The organism is Edaphobacter sp. 4G125, from assembly GCF_014274685.1.
In the GTDB taxonomy this organism is placed as follows: domain Bacteria; phylum Acidobacteriota; class Terriglobia; order Terriglobales; family Acidobacteriaceae; genus Edaphobacter.
On sequence record NZ_CP060393.1, the window covers coordinates 422,977 to 437,629 of the forward strand.

Sequence of the window (14,653 nt, forward strand, 5' to 3'; positions counted from 1 at the left end):
CAGAGAGGTGAACCGCAGACTTATGGATTTGTCTCGCCTGGTCTTGGCACCAGGGTTCCATTGGCGAGATCGCAGGCACGCCACATATACCAGCTTGCAATCGAACGCCACGGAGCCCATTTCTTTCCACGCTTGTGCATGGTTTCCGCATTGGGAAGATCGGAGGGCTCGACTTTCTTCGTCGGCTTGAGTCCCTGGAAGGTCAGGGCGAATCCTTTGCGCACCCCGTAATCGGAGACAGGAAAGATATCCGGCCGTCCCAGCCGGAAGATCAGGAGCATCTCGACGGTCCAGCGTCCAATTCCACGGACCTGTGTGAGGTGTTCGATGATGTCCTCGTCAGACATTTTGCGGATGGTTGCCAGTGTAGGTACGGTACCGTCGATGGTCTTGGCGGCAAGGTCGCGCAGGGCGAGCATCTTGTTCTTGGAGAGACCGGCAGCGCGGAGTTGATCGTTGGGGCAATCGAGCAGATGCTGGGCCGAGGGATGGACCCCGATGCCGCAGACATCGTGAAAGCTCTCGAGCATGCGTTTGTGAATGGTTGCGGCTGCCTTGCCGTGGAGCTGCTGGTAGACGATGGCCTCTGTGAGCGCTTCAAAGGGCGACTGCGTACTGGCAACGCGCAGGATAAAGGGTCCGGCGCGCTGGATCAGTTTGCCGAGTTTGGGGTCGGCGGCGGAGAGCTGGGCGATGGCGGCGGCAGAGTCGTAACGCGGAACGCGCGAGGTGGCACTGGAACGAGGCATAGTTTTTATTCCATCGACTCTCTTTGACTGCTCCAGAGCATTGAGTTCATCGAGAGTAGCGGATGGATATCGGTGGTTTGGTCGCTTGAGGGTAGCACGGCAACGGTGTGGAAGGCGCAGACCCCGAAAGCAACTGTGACATAAGTCATAGTTTGCGCCTGAGATTGTCGATTAGGTTCTTGTGAAGATTAATGAGCAGTGACAAAAGTGACGAACAGAAAAACGGACTGTTTTGGTATGGATTTACAAGACCGATACCTTTCGGGCAGGTTAGATGTTGTGGTGCGAGAGACCCTCGCCGCTCCTATGCACGAGATGTTGTGCAATCGCTTTTCTCGAGGGGAATCATCGGTTTCGATAATCGGTGAAACGTAGGAAAATCCATGGCGAGTATCGGCCAGTGGTCTTGGGGAATGCCTTTTTCCACTGCTATACTCAAAATTTCTGAGACACGAATTTTTCAGGCTGAAGCGTAAGAGTGGACGCCTGAACGGTTGATGGAGTCATTAGCCGGTTCTGGGAAGCCAGTCACTTCAACCTTTTGACCCTTCTCCTCGACGGAGAGGAAGCAGGAAAAGCACTCATGGCGCAAGTTTTTGACCGCAGTTCGAACGCGCTGGCTCGCATGAGCCTGGTTTTGACAGGCCTGATTGTCATCGCGCTCGGCGTTGCTCTCAACGAGTTGCAGCGATCTCCCTGGGTTACGCGACAGGGCCAACGGCCGGACCAGCCGATTCCCTTCAGCCACAAGCATCACGTGGAGGGCCTCGGGCTGCAGTGTCAGTACTGCCACACGCAGGTTGAGAAAGCTGCATATGCAGGCATCCCCCCGACCAAGACCTGTATCAATTGTCACGCGCAGATCTGGACCAACGCCGACTATCTTGAGCCGGTACGTGAGAGCTGGGCTACGGGAGCTTCCATTCAATGGATCCGCGTGCACGACCTTCCGGACTACGTTTACTTCAATCACGATATCCACGTGAATAAAGGCATCGGTTGCGCCAGTTGTCATGGTCGTGTCGATGAGATGCCGCTGATGTATCAGGAGAATACGCTGCAGATGGAGTGGTGCTTGAACTGCCACCGTAATCCAGCCGTGAACCTCCGTCCGACCTCCGAAATCTACAACATGGCATGGCAGGGGCCGTCGAGCTCGAAGCCGGTCTGGTGCGCTTCGACCGGAGCAGAGGGTCCGACCTCTGGATCGGTTGCCTGCACCACGGCGGATCCTTCGGGTAAGGGGCCAGAGCTTGCTCTGATGCAGACGGCTTCGTCGCAGACTGCAAGCGATGCTCCTGCGGGGATCACGATGCCGGCCAGCTACCAGAAGTTCACCAGCCAGATTGAATTAGGCAAATACCTGATGGCGCAGTATCACATTCGGACGGCGAACGAGCTCTCCAGTTGCGAGACGTGCCACCGATGAAGACGACAGGGATTGGGACAGAACAGATCATGACTGATACCAAGTCACAAACAGAGGCCGGGGCGCAGGTTGTGACCAGCATTGCTCCGGCGAAGCCGAAGAAGATGACGCTCGCCGAGGTTCGGTCGAAGCTGGACGGAAAAACGGGACGGCGCTTCTGGAAGAATCTTGATGAACTGGCAGAGACTCCCGAATTTCAGGAGTTGATGCAGGAAGAATTTCCTCGTCAGGCAGGCGCGGGTGAGTGGGTTGACCCGGTCTCCCGTCGCGGCTTCCTCAAGGTCATGGGAGCTTCCTTCGCTCTCGCGGGACTTGCCGGTTGCACCAAGCAGCCTGATGAACCGATCTATCCTTACGTCAAGCAGCCTGAAGACCTGGTGCTGGGCAAGCCGATGTACTTTGCAACGGCGCATCCCTTCCCCACGGGAGCGATTCCGGTCCTGATCAAGTCGGATTCTTTCCGTCCGATCAAGGTGGATGGCAACCCGGAGCACCCGATGTCGAAGGGTCGTTCCGATGCCATGAGCCAGGCAACTCTGCTTGATCTTTACGATCCTGACCGCTCGCAGCATGTGCGTTTCCGTGGACAGAATTCAAGCTGGGGCGAGTTCCAGAAGGCCCTTCAGGATGCAGCCAGCAAGAGCTCGGGTGGACGCGGTCTTTACTTCCTGAGCGAGACGATTACCTCTCCTACCCTGGCCGGCCAGTGGAAGGCGTTGCAGGCCAAGTATCCCCAGGCGAAGCTGGTGCAGTGGGAGCCGGTCAATCAGGATTCTTCCCGTGCAGCTTCGAAGGCAGCTTTTGGAAGCTATGCTGATGCGCAGTACAAGCTTGAGGATGCCGACGTTATCCTTTCGCTCGATGCGGACTTCCTGGGTGGCATCGGACATCCTGGATTCCTTCCTCTCGCAGCAGCTTATGCTGAGCGGCATCGCTGGGAAGAGGGCAAGAAGATCAATCGTCTGTATGTTGTCGAGACGATGCCGACCGTTACAGGCTTCAAGGCAGAACACCGGTTAGGGCTCAAGCCAAGCCAGGTGGCCCAGTTTGCCGATGCATTGGTGTACGGCACGGCACCTTCCGGGTTGAATGCCGAGCAGCAGAAGTTCTTTACGGTACTTCTGAATGACCTGAAGAATCACAGCGGTAGGGCCGTTGTGATTCCGGGTGAGCAGGCTCCTGCTTCGGTGCATGCTGCCGCCTATGCAATCAACACGCTGATCGGTGCGGTAGGCAAAACGGTGGTTTACACCGAGACGGTGAACCCGCTGCCGACCGAGCAGTTCTCTGAGTTCAAGCCTCTGGTTGCCGATATGAATGCGGGCAAAGTGCAGTGGCTGGTGATGCTCGGGGTTAATCCGATTTACTCTGCCCCTGCTGACCTCAACTTTGCCGATGCTCTGGCGAAGGTCCCGGTGACGATTCATCTTGGCTCGCACGTTGATGAGACCGGCTCGATTACGACGTGGCATGTCAACAAGGCGCACTATCTGGAGAGCTGGTCGGATGCGCGCGCCTATGACGGTACGCTCACGATCATTCAGCCAATGATCGACCCGATGTACGGCGGCAAGGGCTCGCACGATGTCTTCCAGACGCTTTTGGATAACCCGCAGGCTTCGGCGTATGACGCGGTCGTTGCCAATGCAAAGAACTACGTCAAAGGCGATTTCGCCACGGGTTGGCGCAAGGCTCTGCACGACGGTTGGGTTGAGGGCACAGCCTTTACGCCTAAGGCCGGCGTTCCGGCGCGAGTGACGGCGTTCGCTGCTCCTGCCTCTTCTGCTTCCGGTTACGAGCTTTCCTTCCGCCCCGACGTTTCGCTTTACGACGGCCGCTATGGCAATGTGGGCTGGCTGCAGGAGCTTCCCAAGCAGGTCACGAACCTGAGCTGGGACAATGCCGCTCTGGTCAGCATGAAGACCATGGCAGACCTCAAGGTCGAAGAGACGGAGTTGATCGAGCTTAGCCTCGATGGCCGCAAGGTCACAGCTCCTGTCCTTATGGTGCCGGGCCATCCCGATGATGTGATTACAGTTCATCTCGGATTTGGCCGTAGCGTTGAAGCGGGTCGCGTGGCTGCCGGAGTCGGGTTCAGCGGTTACAAGCTGCGGACCTCCTCGGCTCCCCTGGTCGCTTCCGGCGCAACAGCGAAGAAAGTCGATGGCAGCTACTATGATCTTTGCGTTACCAAGGTGCATAACGTTGAGCACCGTGGTTCATTCGCGCAGCAGGATCTTGAGCGGCCGATCTTTGATACGCAGGGAACCTTCTCTCTGGCGGGACATGAAGCGATGGAGCGTTCCATCATTCGCTACGCCACAGTGGAAGAGGCGGAGAAGAACCCGAAGTTCGCTGAAGAAGGTGCAAGCGGCACCATCGTCAACAAAGTTGGATATGGTCCGCAGGGCGAAAATCCTGTCCATGGCGATCCGGGTTGGAAGTCGCAAAAAGAAGTCAATCTCAGCATGTTCCCGAATGCCTGGCGTTATGACCGGACCGATCCTTCCTCGCACAAGAAGCAGAATGCCTGGGGGATGGAGATCGACCTGAACAGCTGCATTGGCTGCAACGCCTGCATTGTCAGCTGCTACGCCGAGAACAACATCCCCGTGGTTGGGCGTGAGCAGGTCAAGGTCGGACGCAATATGCAGTGGCTTCGTATCGATACCTACTTTGAGGGCGATCTTCATGCTCCCAAGGCTCACTTCCAGCCGATGGCTTGCCAGCACTGTGAAAACGCCGGTTGCGAACAGGTTTGCCCGGTGGGAGCGACGGTGCACACGCCCGAGGGCCTGAATGTGATGGTCTACAACCGTTGCGTGGGAACCCGCTACTGCTCGAATAACTGCCCATATAAGGTCCGTCGGTTCAACTTCCTTTTGTACTCGGACTATGACACGGAGAGCCTCAAGTTCGGACGCAATCCGGACGTTTCGGTTCGTTCCCGTGGCGTTATGGAAAAGTGCAGCTACTGCGTGCAGCGCATCATGTCCGCCAAGATTACGGCTGACAAGGAAAATCGTGAGATTCGCGATGGCGAGATTGTGACGGCCTGCCAGCAGGCTTGCCCGACTGACGCCATTGTCTTCGGCAACATCAACGATCCTGCGAGCAAGGTTGCAAAGCGTAAAGAAACGGAGCGCAATTACTCCGTTCTGGGCGACCTGAACTATCGTCCGCGCACAACCTACACGGCTGGCGTCATCAACCCGAACCCGGAGCTGGCATAAATGGCGACCAAAGTACCCATCAACGACCCGATGATCGATCCGCGAACTGGCGAATACGCGGTCATCGCCCCGGGCCACAACTTCAAGTCGGTGACGCAGAAGATCGCCAGCATCGTACTTACGTCAAATACCCCGCTGGGTTGGTTCTTCGGCCTGCTGGTGGCGGGCGGCGTAGCTACGCTGGTGGTCATCTCGGTGACCTGGCTCTTCCTGAAAGGCGTCGGCATTTGGGGCGTCACGATGCCAGGAGCCTGGGGCTTTGCCATCATCAACTTCGTTTGGTGGATCGGTATCGGCCACGCCGGAACCCTTATCTCGGCGATTCTTCTGCTCTTCAAGCAGACCTGGCGTAACTCGATCAACCGTTTCGCCGAGGCGATGACAATCTTCGCCGTTGTCTGCGCGGGCATGTTCCCGCTGATCCACGTAGGGCGTCCGTGGCTGGGTTACTGGTTGTTCCCGTACCCGAACACGATGAACGTCTGGCCGCAGTGGCGCTCTCCGCTGGCCTGGGACGTCTTCGCAGTCTCGACCTACGCAACGATTTCTGTGGTCTTCTGGTACATCGGTATGATCCCGGACTTCGGTACGTTGCGTGATCGCGCGACGCTGCCGCTGGCCCGCTACTTCTACGGAATTCTCTCGATGGGCTGGCGCGGATCGACGCGGCACTGGATTCGTTACGAGACAGCGTCGCTGCTTCTGGCTGGTCTTTCGACTCCCCTCGTACTCTCGGTTCACACGGTCATCAGCTTCGACTTTGCGGTGGCGGCGCTGGCAGGATGGCATACGACGATCTTTCCGCCCTACTTCGTCGCGGGCGCCGTCTACTCCGGCTTCGCCATGGTGCTGACGCTGGCGATTCCAATCCGCAAGTGGTACCACATGGAAGACCTGGTCACGTTGCGCCACCTGGACAATATGGCCAAGGTGATGCTCGCAACCGGTTCAATCGTAGGCTACGGCTACGGCATGGAAGTCTTCATGAGCTGGTACTCGGCCAGCCACTGGGAGTTCTTCATGATGTGGAACCGTATGTTCGGTCCCATGGGCTGGGCGTACTGGATGCTCATCCTGACCAACATCGCGATTCCGCTGACGACATTGTGGTCGCGCAAGTTACGGGTGAACGTGGGCTTTCTGTTCGTTCTCTCGTTCATCATCAATATCGGTATGTGGTTCGAGCGCTTCGTCATCGTGGTGACTTCGCTCTATCGCGATTACCTGCCATCGAGCTGGGGAACTTACCGAGCGACCAAGTGGGACTACATGCTGTTCATCGGAACGTGGGGACTGTTTACAGTGCTGTTCCTCTTCTTCGTCCGTTTCCTTCCGATGATCCCCATGTCTGAAATTCGCATGATGCTGCCGCAGACCAAGATCACGCGTGGCGGTAAAAACGCTGAGACCGTAAGCGAGGAGATGAGCTAATGCCGCGCAGAGAGGGAATCTACGGACTACTGGCGGAGTTCAATACTCCTAGCGAGCTAGTGTATGCGACCGAACAGGCGCGTGCAGCCGGGTACCGTCGTATGGAGTGCTACACGCCGTATCCGGTGGAAGAGGCTGCTGAAGCGCTGGAGTTTCACAAGAACCGCGTTCCGCTGGTATGCCTTCTGGGCGGGCTGATGGGAGTCACCACGGCCTTCCTGATGGAGACTTGGATCTCGGTCTGGGCCTATCCGCTGAACATCGCGGGACGCCCGCTGTTTTCCTGGCCGGCGTTCATTATCCCGGCCTATGAGTGGACGATTCTGTTCTCCGGTCTCTCGGCTGGGTTCGGGATGCTCGCCCTCAATGGTTTGCCGCAGCTCTATCATCCATTGTTCAATGCGCCGAATTTCCGCAACGGTGCGACCACGGACAAGTTTTTCCTGTGCCTGGAGTCGACGGACCCGAAGTTTTCGCCGACCGAGACAAGATCTTTTCTGGAACAGTTCCATGCGGTCTCCGTGGTGGAGGTGGACCATTAATATGCAGAACAAACACATGAGGCTGGGTCTGGCGGCAATGGCGACGCTTGCGATGGCGGCGACAGTCGGTTGCCGACAGGACATGCATGACCAGCCCAAGTTCTTCCCGCAGCGAGGCACGACGCTCTACGCCGATGGCCGTTCCGTGCGTCCGCAGGTCGCCAATACGGTAGCCCGCGAGCAGCTGCATGAGGACTCCTACTTCTATACGGGACTGGTGGATGGTAAGGAAGGCGATGGACTTCCCTTCCCGGTCAGCATGAAGGTCCTCGAGCGCGGTCAGGAGCGGTATAACATCTACTGCACTCCCTGCCACTCGCGCGTGGGCAATGGTGAAGGCATGATCGTGCAGCGCGGCTACGCCAAGGCCGGCGATTTCCATACGGCTCGCCTGGAAACAGCTCCGCTGGGTCACTTCTTCCACGTCATCACGAACGGTTATGGTGCTATGCCCGACTACGCGGCGCAGGTTACGCCTGAGGATCGATGGGCGATTGCTGCTTATATTCGGGCTCTGCAGTTGAGTCAGAAGGCGCAGCAGGCCGATGTTCCGGCGGGTGCGCACGTCGAACGGCTCTCCGATCTCGCAGAGCAGCAGGGACTGCCAGCAGCATTCGTCAAGGAATGGCATGTGCCCGCCACTGCAGTCACCGGAACACCGGATGGCCAGCCAATGGCTCTTCCCGCACCCGGCGAACCTGCCAAAACAACTTCAGCTCAACCTGCAGGCCGCCAATCGGCGAATAACCCTGGAGCAACACCACAGCAGTAATCTCGGAAGCTTCCGAACGAAGGCTTGAAACGCATGTCACATGGACACGAACATCACGGAGGAGCGGGGCACAATCACCATGGCCCGCGCACACTTCCTGCATCGCTGGCCGCTCCGGAAGAGATCAAGGCCTGGCGGACGCGTCTGTTGGTCGTTGGCGGAATCGCCACGCTGATCTCGCTGGTCTTTCTCATGGTCAAGGGAGGCCCAGGCCACATTCTGCGTGCCTACCTGATGGGATTTATGGTCACGTTTGGATTCGCCGGCGGCGGTCTAGTCGTGTTGATGCTCCAGTACGTCTCGGGCGGTAAGTGGGGACTCCTTCTGCGTCGCCCGTTGGAGGCGATGTCCCGCACGCTTAAGCTGGTCGCGCTGATGGTGATCCCGGTGCTCTTCTTCATGAAGCACCTGTATCAGTGGGCTGCGTATCCCAATGCCAAGGCTACGGCAGCGGCTTATGCCAAGGGGCTGATGACTCAGGAGCAGATGCTGACCGCAAATGCGAAGCATGCCATGCTGAGCCCCACCTCAGCCGTGGTTCAGGTGGTCATTGTCTTCGGCATCCTTCTCACCTTTGCGTTCTTCCTCAATCGCTGGTCGCTGCAGCGGGATGCTGATCCGGAGGCTGGCTCGCAATCCAGTTTCGACTCCTGGCGCATCAAGTTCGAGAATCTCTCTGGAATCGGAATCTTTATCTATGTTGTGCTGCTGACCGATCTCTCGATTCTGTTGATCAAGTCTCTCGATGTGACCTGGTACTCCTCGATCTATGGTCTTCAGTTCCTTGTCGGACAGGGCTATCAGGTGCTTGCGCTGGGTATTCTCTCGGTTGTTTTGCTCTCGCGTTTCGAGCCGATGAAGACCCTATTGCGCGTAACCGAACAGCACGATCTGGGCAAATTTCTATTCGCCTTTGTCATGCTGAACATCTATCTCTGCTTTGCAGAGTTCCTGATTATCTGGTCGGGTAACGTCCCGGACGAAATTCCCTGGTACCTGGCGCGTATTCAAGGCGGCTGGTGGGTCATCTGCTCGCTGGATTTTATTTGCCACTGGCTGATTCCGTTCACCCTGCTGCTCTCGCGAGATCTGAAGCGTAACAAGAAGAAGATGATCTGGCTGTGCGGCTGGATGATCTTTGCTCGCAGCCTGGATATGTTCTGGCTGATTGAGCCGAACTTCCCGGATGCGGCTGGAAACCTTCACCTGAGTGGAAATCTCGGAATTCTTGCCTACATTACGGTTCCGGTGGCTGTGCTTTCGATTTGGGGAGCGTACTACCTCACCGAGCTGATGAAGCGTCCGCTGATGAACGTCAACGACCCCCACCTGGAAGAGATGTTGGAGCCTGAACATGCCCACTAACGATCACAACCCGCATGCCAAGCACGATTCGCACGCCCATACATCGGAAACTCCGGGGTATGAGACAACGGACGTCAACGTCAACGGCGTACTGGTCTTCCTCTCCGGACTGGCTGGATCTGTCTTTGTTTTCTTCATCTTCTGCTGGCTGATGGGTAAGGTCATCAACGGCGCGATTCAGAAATCGGACGGCCCCGCAGACAAGTGGCATCAGACAGGCGAGAAGTCGAGCTACGGATTGACGAACAACCCGGAGTTTGAACAGCGTCAGCTGCAGCAGCTGACGGCGTCCTTTCCGGAGCCTCGCGTCAATACGACTGATGATGCTCAGCAGACCGCAGACCTTCACGCGCGTGAAGACCTCTTGCTGGGGTACTACAGCAGCACTCCGGGCCAGGATGGGATTCGGATTCCTATCGAGCGGGCGATGCAGCTGATCGCGCAGCGGGGACTTCCGGTTCACGCCGCACCGGCGGGTACTGAGGTCAAGATGGTTGGCGATGCCAATCCTCATATCCAGGCTCCCTTGACCAATGGGTTTGCGCGTACGGGATTGGAGCTGGAGGAGATCGAAGCGCGCAAGCAGAAGATGGACTTCGGCAAGGCCGAAGCGGCAGAGCACGCGCAGCTGGCTCCCGTTCGGTAATCGACGGGTTCCAGAGAATTTCTGAAGTCGCTTCCTTAAAATGGAAGCATGAGCAACCGCAGCAGCAGTTCAGCAAAGGATCTGGCAGGGATGGAGCGGAATACAACAACACGGAAGAGATGGCAGGCAGCGGCAATGGCGATGCTTGGCTGTGCGCTGCTGTGTTCTCCGCTAGCAGCCCAGGTTTCCAGTTATGGAGACAAACGGGCTGGCGAGAACTCCGGTGATCAACTTCCGCAGGTCCTACAGCGGGTCGGGGTCACGCAGAAGCTCAATCAGCAACTCCCCCTGGATGCGCAGTTTGTGGATGAAACGGGCAAGTCGGTCCGGCTGGGAGATTACTTCGGCAAGCGACCTGCGATTCTGACGCTGGTGTACTACACCTGCCCGATGCTCTGTTCTGAGGAGCTGGACGGTTTAGCGGGTGCGTTGGAGATGGTGAAGCTGACGCCCGGAAAAGACTTTGACATCATCGTCATATCAATCGATCCGAGCGATACGCCAGAGGCGGCTGCCAAGAAGAAAGAGTTTTACCTCAAGCGTTATGGCAGGCCGGAGACGGCGAACGGATGGCATTTCCTGACTGGCCAGCGTCCTGCGATCGATCAGGTGACGGATGCGACAGGTTTTGGCTACGTCCGGGTCCCTGGTCCTGACGGGAAGCTGACGCAGTTTGCACACGCCAGCGCAATTGAGATAGTTACGACCGATGGTAAGCTCGCGCAGTACTACCTTGGCGTGGAATATTCGCCCAAGGACATCCTGCTGGGCCTGATCGAAGCCTCAGATAACAAGATTGGTTCTCCTGTTGCCAATATCCTGACCTACTGTTACCACTACGATCCGCAGACGAACAAGCACTCATTGATCGTCGCGCGTATTGTTCAGCTCGGTGGGGTAGTCACGATGGCTGGTCTGGGTGGGTTCATGTTCATCATGTTCCGCAAAGACATCAAGCTTGGCCGGGACCACGATTTGACGAAGAAAGAGAATGGATAAAGGGTAACGATGCATATCAGTCCCGTACTGTGGCAATTTCTGGTGAAGTGGCTCAACGCTTCGGCGCTGTTCCCCCGCGAGGCGTCTACGATTGCGCCGTATACCGACGCGCTCTACTTCTTCCTTCTGCTGATCACGGTGGTGGGTCTTACGCTGGTGGGAACGCTCGTCTTCGGCTTCTCGATCCGGTATCGTAAGGAACGCAATCCGGTCGCCACGCAGGTGGAAGGCTCCACGCTGCTCGAGGCTACCTGGACCATCATCCCTCTGGCGCTGTTTCTTATCGTCTTCGTCTGGGGCGCGCTGCTGTACTTCCGTATCTATAACCCGCCTACCAACGCGATGAACATCTACGTGGTGGGTAAGCAGTGGATGTGGAAGGCTGAGCACCCGGGTGGTCAGCATGAGATCAATAATCTGCATGTTCCGATGGGTCAGCCCATCCAGCTGACGATGATCTCGCAGGACGTCTTCCACAGCTTCTCGATTCCCGACTTCCGCGTAAAGCGTGAGGTGATTCCGGGGCGCTATTCGACGGTGTGGTTTGAGGCGACAACGCCTGGAACATACCACATCTTCTGCACGCAGTACTGCGGCACCAAGCACTCGGGCATGATTGGCGAGGTTACGGTGATGACGCCCGAGGACTATAAAAAGTGGACGGAGAGCTCCACCAGTGGCATGTCGCTGGCACAGAATGGGGAGCGACTCTTCGCCAGCATGGGATGCAACTCCTGCCATACTGGAAACGCAGCTGCGCGAGGTCCGGACCTCGCCGGAGTCTACGGATCGAAGCTACGTCTGGCGAACGGCTCCGAAGTTTTGGTCAATGAAGCTTATCTCCGCGATGCGATTCTTAATCCGTCGCAGCACGTAACCGCGGGCTATGCGCCCATTATGCCCACCTACCAGGGGCAGATCAGCGAAGAGGGCCTGATCGATCTGGTGGAGTATCTGAAGACCCTCAAGACGAACTACCGTGTGCAGCAGACGCTGACTACGTCGGAGTCTAACCAAGCGGCGCCGATGACGCCCGAGGCGGTGAAGCCATGAGTGCTACCAGTTCAACCATCGTCAACCTTCCAGATCAGCGGACGGCGACTATTCCGAAGAAGAATTATCTGAACGCGGAAGATGGCCTTCTCAGCTGGCTCCTTACGGGCGACCATAAGCGTATCGCGATGCTTTACCTCATCTCGATTACGTTCTTCTTCTTCATCGGAGGAGCGTTTGCCGGCCTGATTCGCTTGGAGTTGTTGACTCCGCAGCCGGATCTCGTTGCATCGGACACTTACAATAAGCTCTTCTCGATGCACGGCATCATCATGGTTTTCTTGTTTCTGGTGCCTTCGGTTCCAGCAACACTCGGAAACTTTTTGATCCCGATCATGATCGGAGCTAAGGATCTTGCTTTTCCGAAGATCAATCTTCTGAGCTGGTATCTCTATCTGGTCGGCGGCATCATGACTCTGGCTGCGCTGGTTCTGGGCGGCGTGGATACCGGATGGACCTTCACGACTCCGCTGTCGACCCACTATCTGAATACTCACGTGGTGACGGCTGGACTCGCGATCTTCGTCGCGGGATTCTCATCCATCTTTACCGGTCTGAACTTTATCGTGACCATTCATCGTATGCGGGCTCCGGGTATGACCTGGTTCCGAATGCCGCTATTCGTGTGGTCCAACTATGCGGCTTCGATCCTGATGGTATTGGGGACTCCGGTTCTGGCCATCACCCTGGTGCTCGTCGTTCTTGAGCGTACGATCCACATCGGCGTCTTCGATCCTTCGCTCGGTGGAGATCCACTGCTCTTCCAGCATTTGTTCTGGTTCTATTCGCACCCCGCTGTGTACATCATGATTCTCCCGGGCATGGGTGTGATCTCCGAGATCATCCCCACCTTCAGCCGCAAACGGGTTTTCGGCTATACAGCCGTTGCATTCTCTTCGGTGGCGATCGCGGTCTTCGGCTTCTTCGTCTGGGAACACCACATGTTCATCATGGGGGTTTCTAACTACTCGGCACTGGTCTTCTCGCTGCTGACCATGCTGGTGGCCGTTCCTTCCGCAATCAAGGTCTTCAACTGGTCCTTCACCCTGCAGAAGGGCTCGATCACCTTTGAGACCCCAATGCTCTACGCCTTCGCCTTCATCGGTCTGTTTACTATCGGCGGTCTTACGGGCGTCTTCCTCGGCTCACTCGGCATGGACATCCATCTCACCGAGACCTACTTCATCGTTGCTCACTTCCACTACGTGATGGTGGGCGGTATGTTGATGGCCTTCCTCGGCGGAGTTCATTACTGGTGGCCGAAGATGACGGGTCGTATGTATCCCGAATCTCTCTCGAAGCTCTCAGCTGTCACGAGCTTCATTGGATTCAACCTGACCTTTATGCCCCAGTTCATCCTGGGTTATCTGGGAATGCCGCGCCGTTACCACGCGTATCCGCCGGAGTACCAGGTGCTGAATGTGCTCTCTACGGCAGGTGCAACCGTGCTCGGAATTGGGTTCCTGCTCCCGCTTATCTATCTGGCCTGGTCGCTCAAGTATGGTGCGATTGCAGGCAACAATCCCTGGCAGGCGACGGGCCTTGAGTGGCAGATTCAATCTCCGCCGTTGACTGAGAACTTCATTGAGACACCCGTTGTCGACTTCGAGGCATACGACTTCGAGTGGCTCGCGCGTAAGACGGAACAAGAGGTGACGACCGTTGGATAACACGATCGTAGCAACGCATCATGATACGGCTGTAGAAGAGCACCACCACTCGCTGCCACAGCACCGGCATCACTTTGAGACGCAGGAGCAGCAGCGTGAGGCCGGAACCTTCGGCATGTGGCTCTTCCTGCTTACGGAAATCATGTTCTTTGGTGGGTTGTTTTTCGCCTACCTACTCTACCGCAACTGGTACAACCCCGCCTTTGTGGTCGCGTCCAACCAGCTCAGCATTCCGTTAGGAACGGCGAATACAGCCATCCTGATTACCTCGGGCTTCTTTATGGCCCTCGGCGTATGGGCCGCGGAAGTTCGCAAGAAGGGCTTACTGGTGGTGATGCTTCTGCTCACCACATTCTTTGGCCTGATCTTCCTTGGCGTCAAGTACGTGGAGTACGCGGAGAAGTTTGAGAAGCACCATGTTCCGGGCTCGAGCTTCGATATCTCGGAGTTCGTCAATCCTCCGCTGAACCCAAAGACGGGTAAGCCGATTGAAGAGCCACTCTCGCCGGACATGGCAAAGAAGACCCAGGTCTTCTTCTCGCTCTACTTCGCCATGACCGGTATGCACGCGCTGCACATGATCATTGGTATTGTGTTGCTCGGGTGGCTCACCTGGCGTGCGCAGCGGGGAGACTTCAGCTCGGGCTACGTCGCGCCTATTGAAAACTTCGGACTATATTGGCACTTCGTCGATATTGTCTGGATCTTCCTATTCCCACTGCTGTATCTCATCAACCGGCATCCAGGCACGTAGCCCTGTCGCA

Annotated in this window: 12 protein-coding genes; 11 read left to right on the forward strand and 1 reads right to left on the reverse strand. The window is 56.8% G+C overall.

Annotated features, from left to right (window positions below):
• Positions 1 to 20: 20 nt before the first annotated feature.
• Positions 21 to 749 (reverse strand): DNA-3-methyladenine glycosylase family protein, encoded by a 729-nt coding sequence (locus H7846_RS01805; protein ID WP_186694762.1) that lies wholly within the window; start codon positions 747 to 749, stop codon positions 21 to 23.
• A 583-nt stretch (positions 750 to 1,332) separates the two neighbouring features.
• On the opposite strand from H7846_RS01805, the gene H7846_RS01810 reads away from it, so the two are divergent.
• Genes H7846_RS01810 through H7846_RS01860 form a run of 11 tightly spaced genes read left to right on the forward strand, consistent with a single transcriptional unit; the run spans position 1,333 to position 14,643 of the window.
• Entirely contained in the window at positions 1,333 to 2,178 is an 846-nt protein-coding gene (locus H7846_RS01810) for a cytochrome c3 family protein (protein ID WP_186694764.1), read from the forward strand.
• Complete coding sequence (locus tag H7846_RS01815) at positions 2,175 to 5,411, forward strand: TAT-variant-translocated molybdopterin oxidoreductase (protein ID WP_186694771.1); 3,237 nt, start codon at positions 2,175 to 2,177, stop codon at positions 5,409 to 5,411. Before H7846_RS01810 ends, H7846_RS01815 begins: the two co-directional genes overlap by 4 nt.
• On the forward strand, positions 5,412 to 6,842 hold the full coding sequence (nrfD, locus tag H7846_RS01820) for an NrfD/PsrC family molybdoenzyme membrane anchor subunit (protein ID WP_186694773.1): 1,431 nt from the start codon (positions 5,412 to 5,414) through the stop codon (positions 6,840 to 6,842).
• Complete coding sequence (locus tag H7846_RS01825; protein ID WP_186694775.1) at positions 6,842 to 7,384, forward strand: DUF3341 domain-containing protein; 543 nt, start codon at positions 6,842 to 6,844, stop codon at positions 7,382 to 7,384. Before nrfD ends, H7846_RS01825 begins: the two co-directional genes overlap by 1 nt.
• Position 7,385: 1 nt before the next feature.
• Positions 7,386 to 8,156 carry a c-type cytochrome gene (locus H7846_RS01830; RefSeq protein ID WP_255460783.1) on the forward strand — a complete coding sequence of 257 codons (771 nt, stop codon included), beginning with the start codon at positions 7,386 to 7,388 and terminating at the stop codon, positions 8,154 to 8,156.
• A 33-nt stretch (positions 8,157 to 8,189) separates the two neighbouring features.
• Positions 8,190 to 9,521: a hypothetical protein gene (locus H7846_RS01835; protein ID WP_186694776.1), complete on the forward strand. Its 1,332-nt coding sequence runs from the start codon at positions 8,190 to 8,192 to the stop codon at positions 9,519 to 9,521.
• A complete protein-coding gene (locus H7846_RS01840) occupies positions 9,511 to 10,167 on the forward strand; it encodes a hypothetical protein (protein ID WP_186694778.1) in 657 nt (218 codons plus the stop codon). The genes H7846_RS01835 and H7846_RS01840 overlap by 11 nt, the downstream gene beginning before the upstream one ends.
• 48 nt (positions 10,168 to 10,215) lie before the next feature.
• Positions 10,216 to 11,166, forward strand: a complete 951-nt coding sequence (locus H7846_RS01845) for an SCO family protein (protein WP_255460784.1) — start codon at positions 10,216 to 10,218, stop codon at positions 11,164 to 11,166.
• 9 nt (positions 11,167 to 11,175) lie between these two features.
• Positions 11,176 to 12,219: a cytochrome c oxidase subunit II gene (gene coxB / locus H7846_RS01850; protein ID WP_186694780.1), complete on the forward strand. Its 1,044-nt coding sequence runs from the start codon at positions 11,176 to 11,178 to the stop codon at positions 12,217 to 12,219.
• Complete coding sequence (ctaD, locus tag H7846_RS01855) at positions 12,216 to 13,889, forward strand: cytochrome c oxidase subunit I (protein ID WP_186694782.1); 1,674 nt, start codon at positions 12,216 to 12,218, stop codon at positions 13,887 to 13,889. The genes coxB and ctaD overlap by 4 nt, the downstream gene beginning before the upstream one ends.
• Positions 13,882 to 14,643, forward strand: a complete 762-nt coding sequence (locus H7846_RS01860) for a cytochrome c oxidase subunit 3 family protein (RefSeq protein ID WP_186694784.1) — start codon at positions 13,882 to 13,884, stop codon at positions 14,641 to 14,643. Before ctaD ends, H7846_RS01860 begins: the two co-directional genes overlap by 8 nt.
• Positions 14,644 to 14,653: the final 10 nt, after the last annotated feature.

Excerpts from the sequence above, each read along its gene's own strand:
- H7846_RS01805 (WP_186694762.1), bottom strand. The coding sequence starts at position 749 with ATGCCTCGTTCCAGTGCCACCTCGCGCGTTCCGCGTTACGACTCTGCC.
- H7846_RS01810 (WP_186694764.1), top strand. The coding sequence starts at position 1,333 with ATGGCGCAAGTTTTTGACCGCAGTTCGAACGCGCTGGCTCGCATGAGC.
- H7846_RS01815 (WP_186694771.1), top strand. The coding sequence starts at position 2,175 with ATGAAGACGACAGGGATTGGGACAGAACAGATCATGACTGATACCAAG.
- nrfD (WP_186694773.1), top strand. The coding sequence starts at position 5,412 with ATGGCGACCAAAGTACCCATCAACGACCCGATGATCGATCCGCGAACT.
- H7846_RS01825 (WP_186694775.1), top strand. The coding sequence starts at position 6,842 with ATGCCGCGCAGAGAGGGAATCTACGGACTACTGGCGGAGTTCAATACT.
- H7846_RS01830 (WP_255460783.1), top strand. The coding sequence starts at position 7,386 with ATGCAGAACAAACACATGAGGCTGGGTCTGGCGGCAATGGCGACGCTT.
- H7846_RS01835 (WP_186694776.1), top strand. The coding sequence starts at position 8,190 with ATGTCACATGGACACGAACATCACGGAGGAGCGGGGCACAATCACCAT.
- H7846_RS01840 (WP_186694778.1), top strand. The coding sequence starts at position 9,511 with ATGCCCACTAACGATCACAACCCGCATGCCAAGCACGATTCGCACGCC.
- H7846_RS01845 (WP_255460784.1), top strand. The coding sequence starts at position 10,216 with ATGAGCAACCGCAGCAGCAGTTCAGCAAAGGATCTGGCAGGGATGGAG.
- coxB (WP_186694780.1), top strand. The coding sequence starts at position 11,176 with ATGCATATCAGTCCCGTACTGTGGCAATTTCTGGTGAAGTGGCTCAAC.
- ctaD (WP_186694782.1), top strand. The coding sequence starts at position 12,216 with ATGAGTGCTACCAGTTCAACCATCGTCAACCTTCCAGATCAGCGGACG.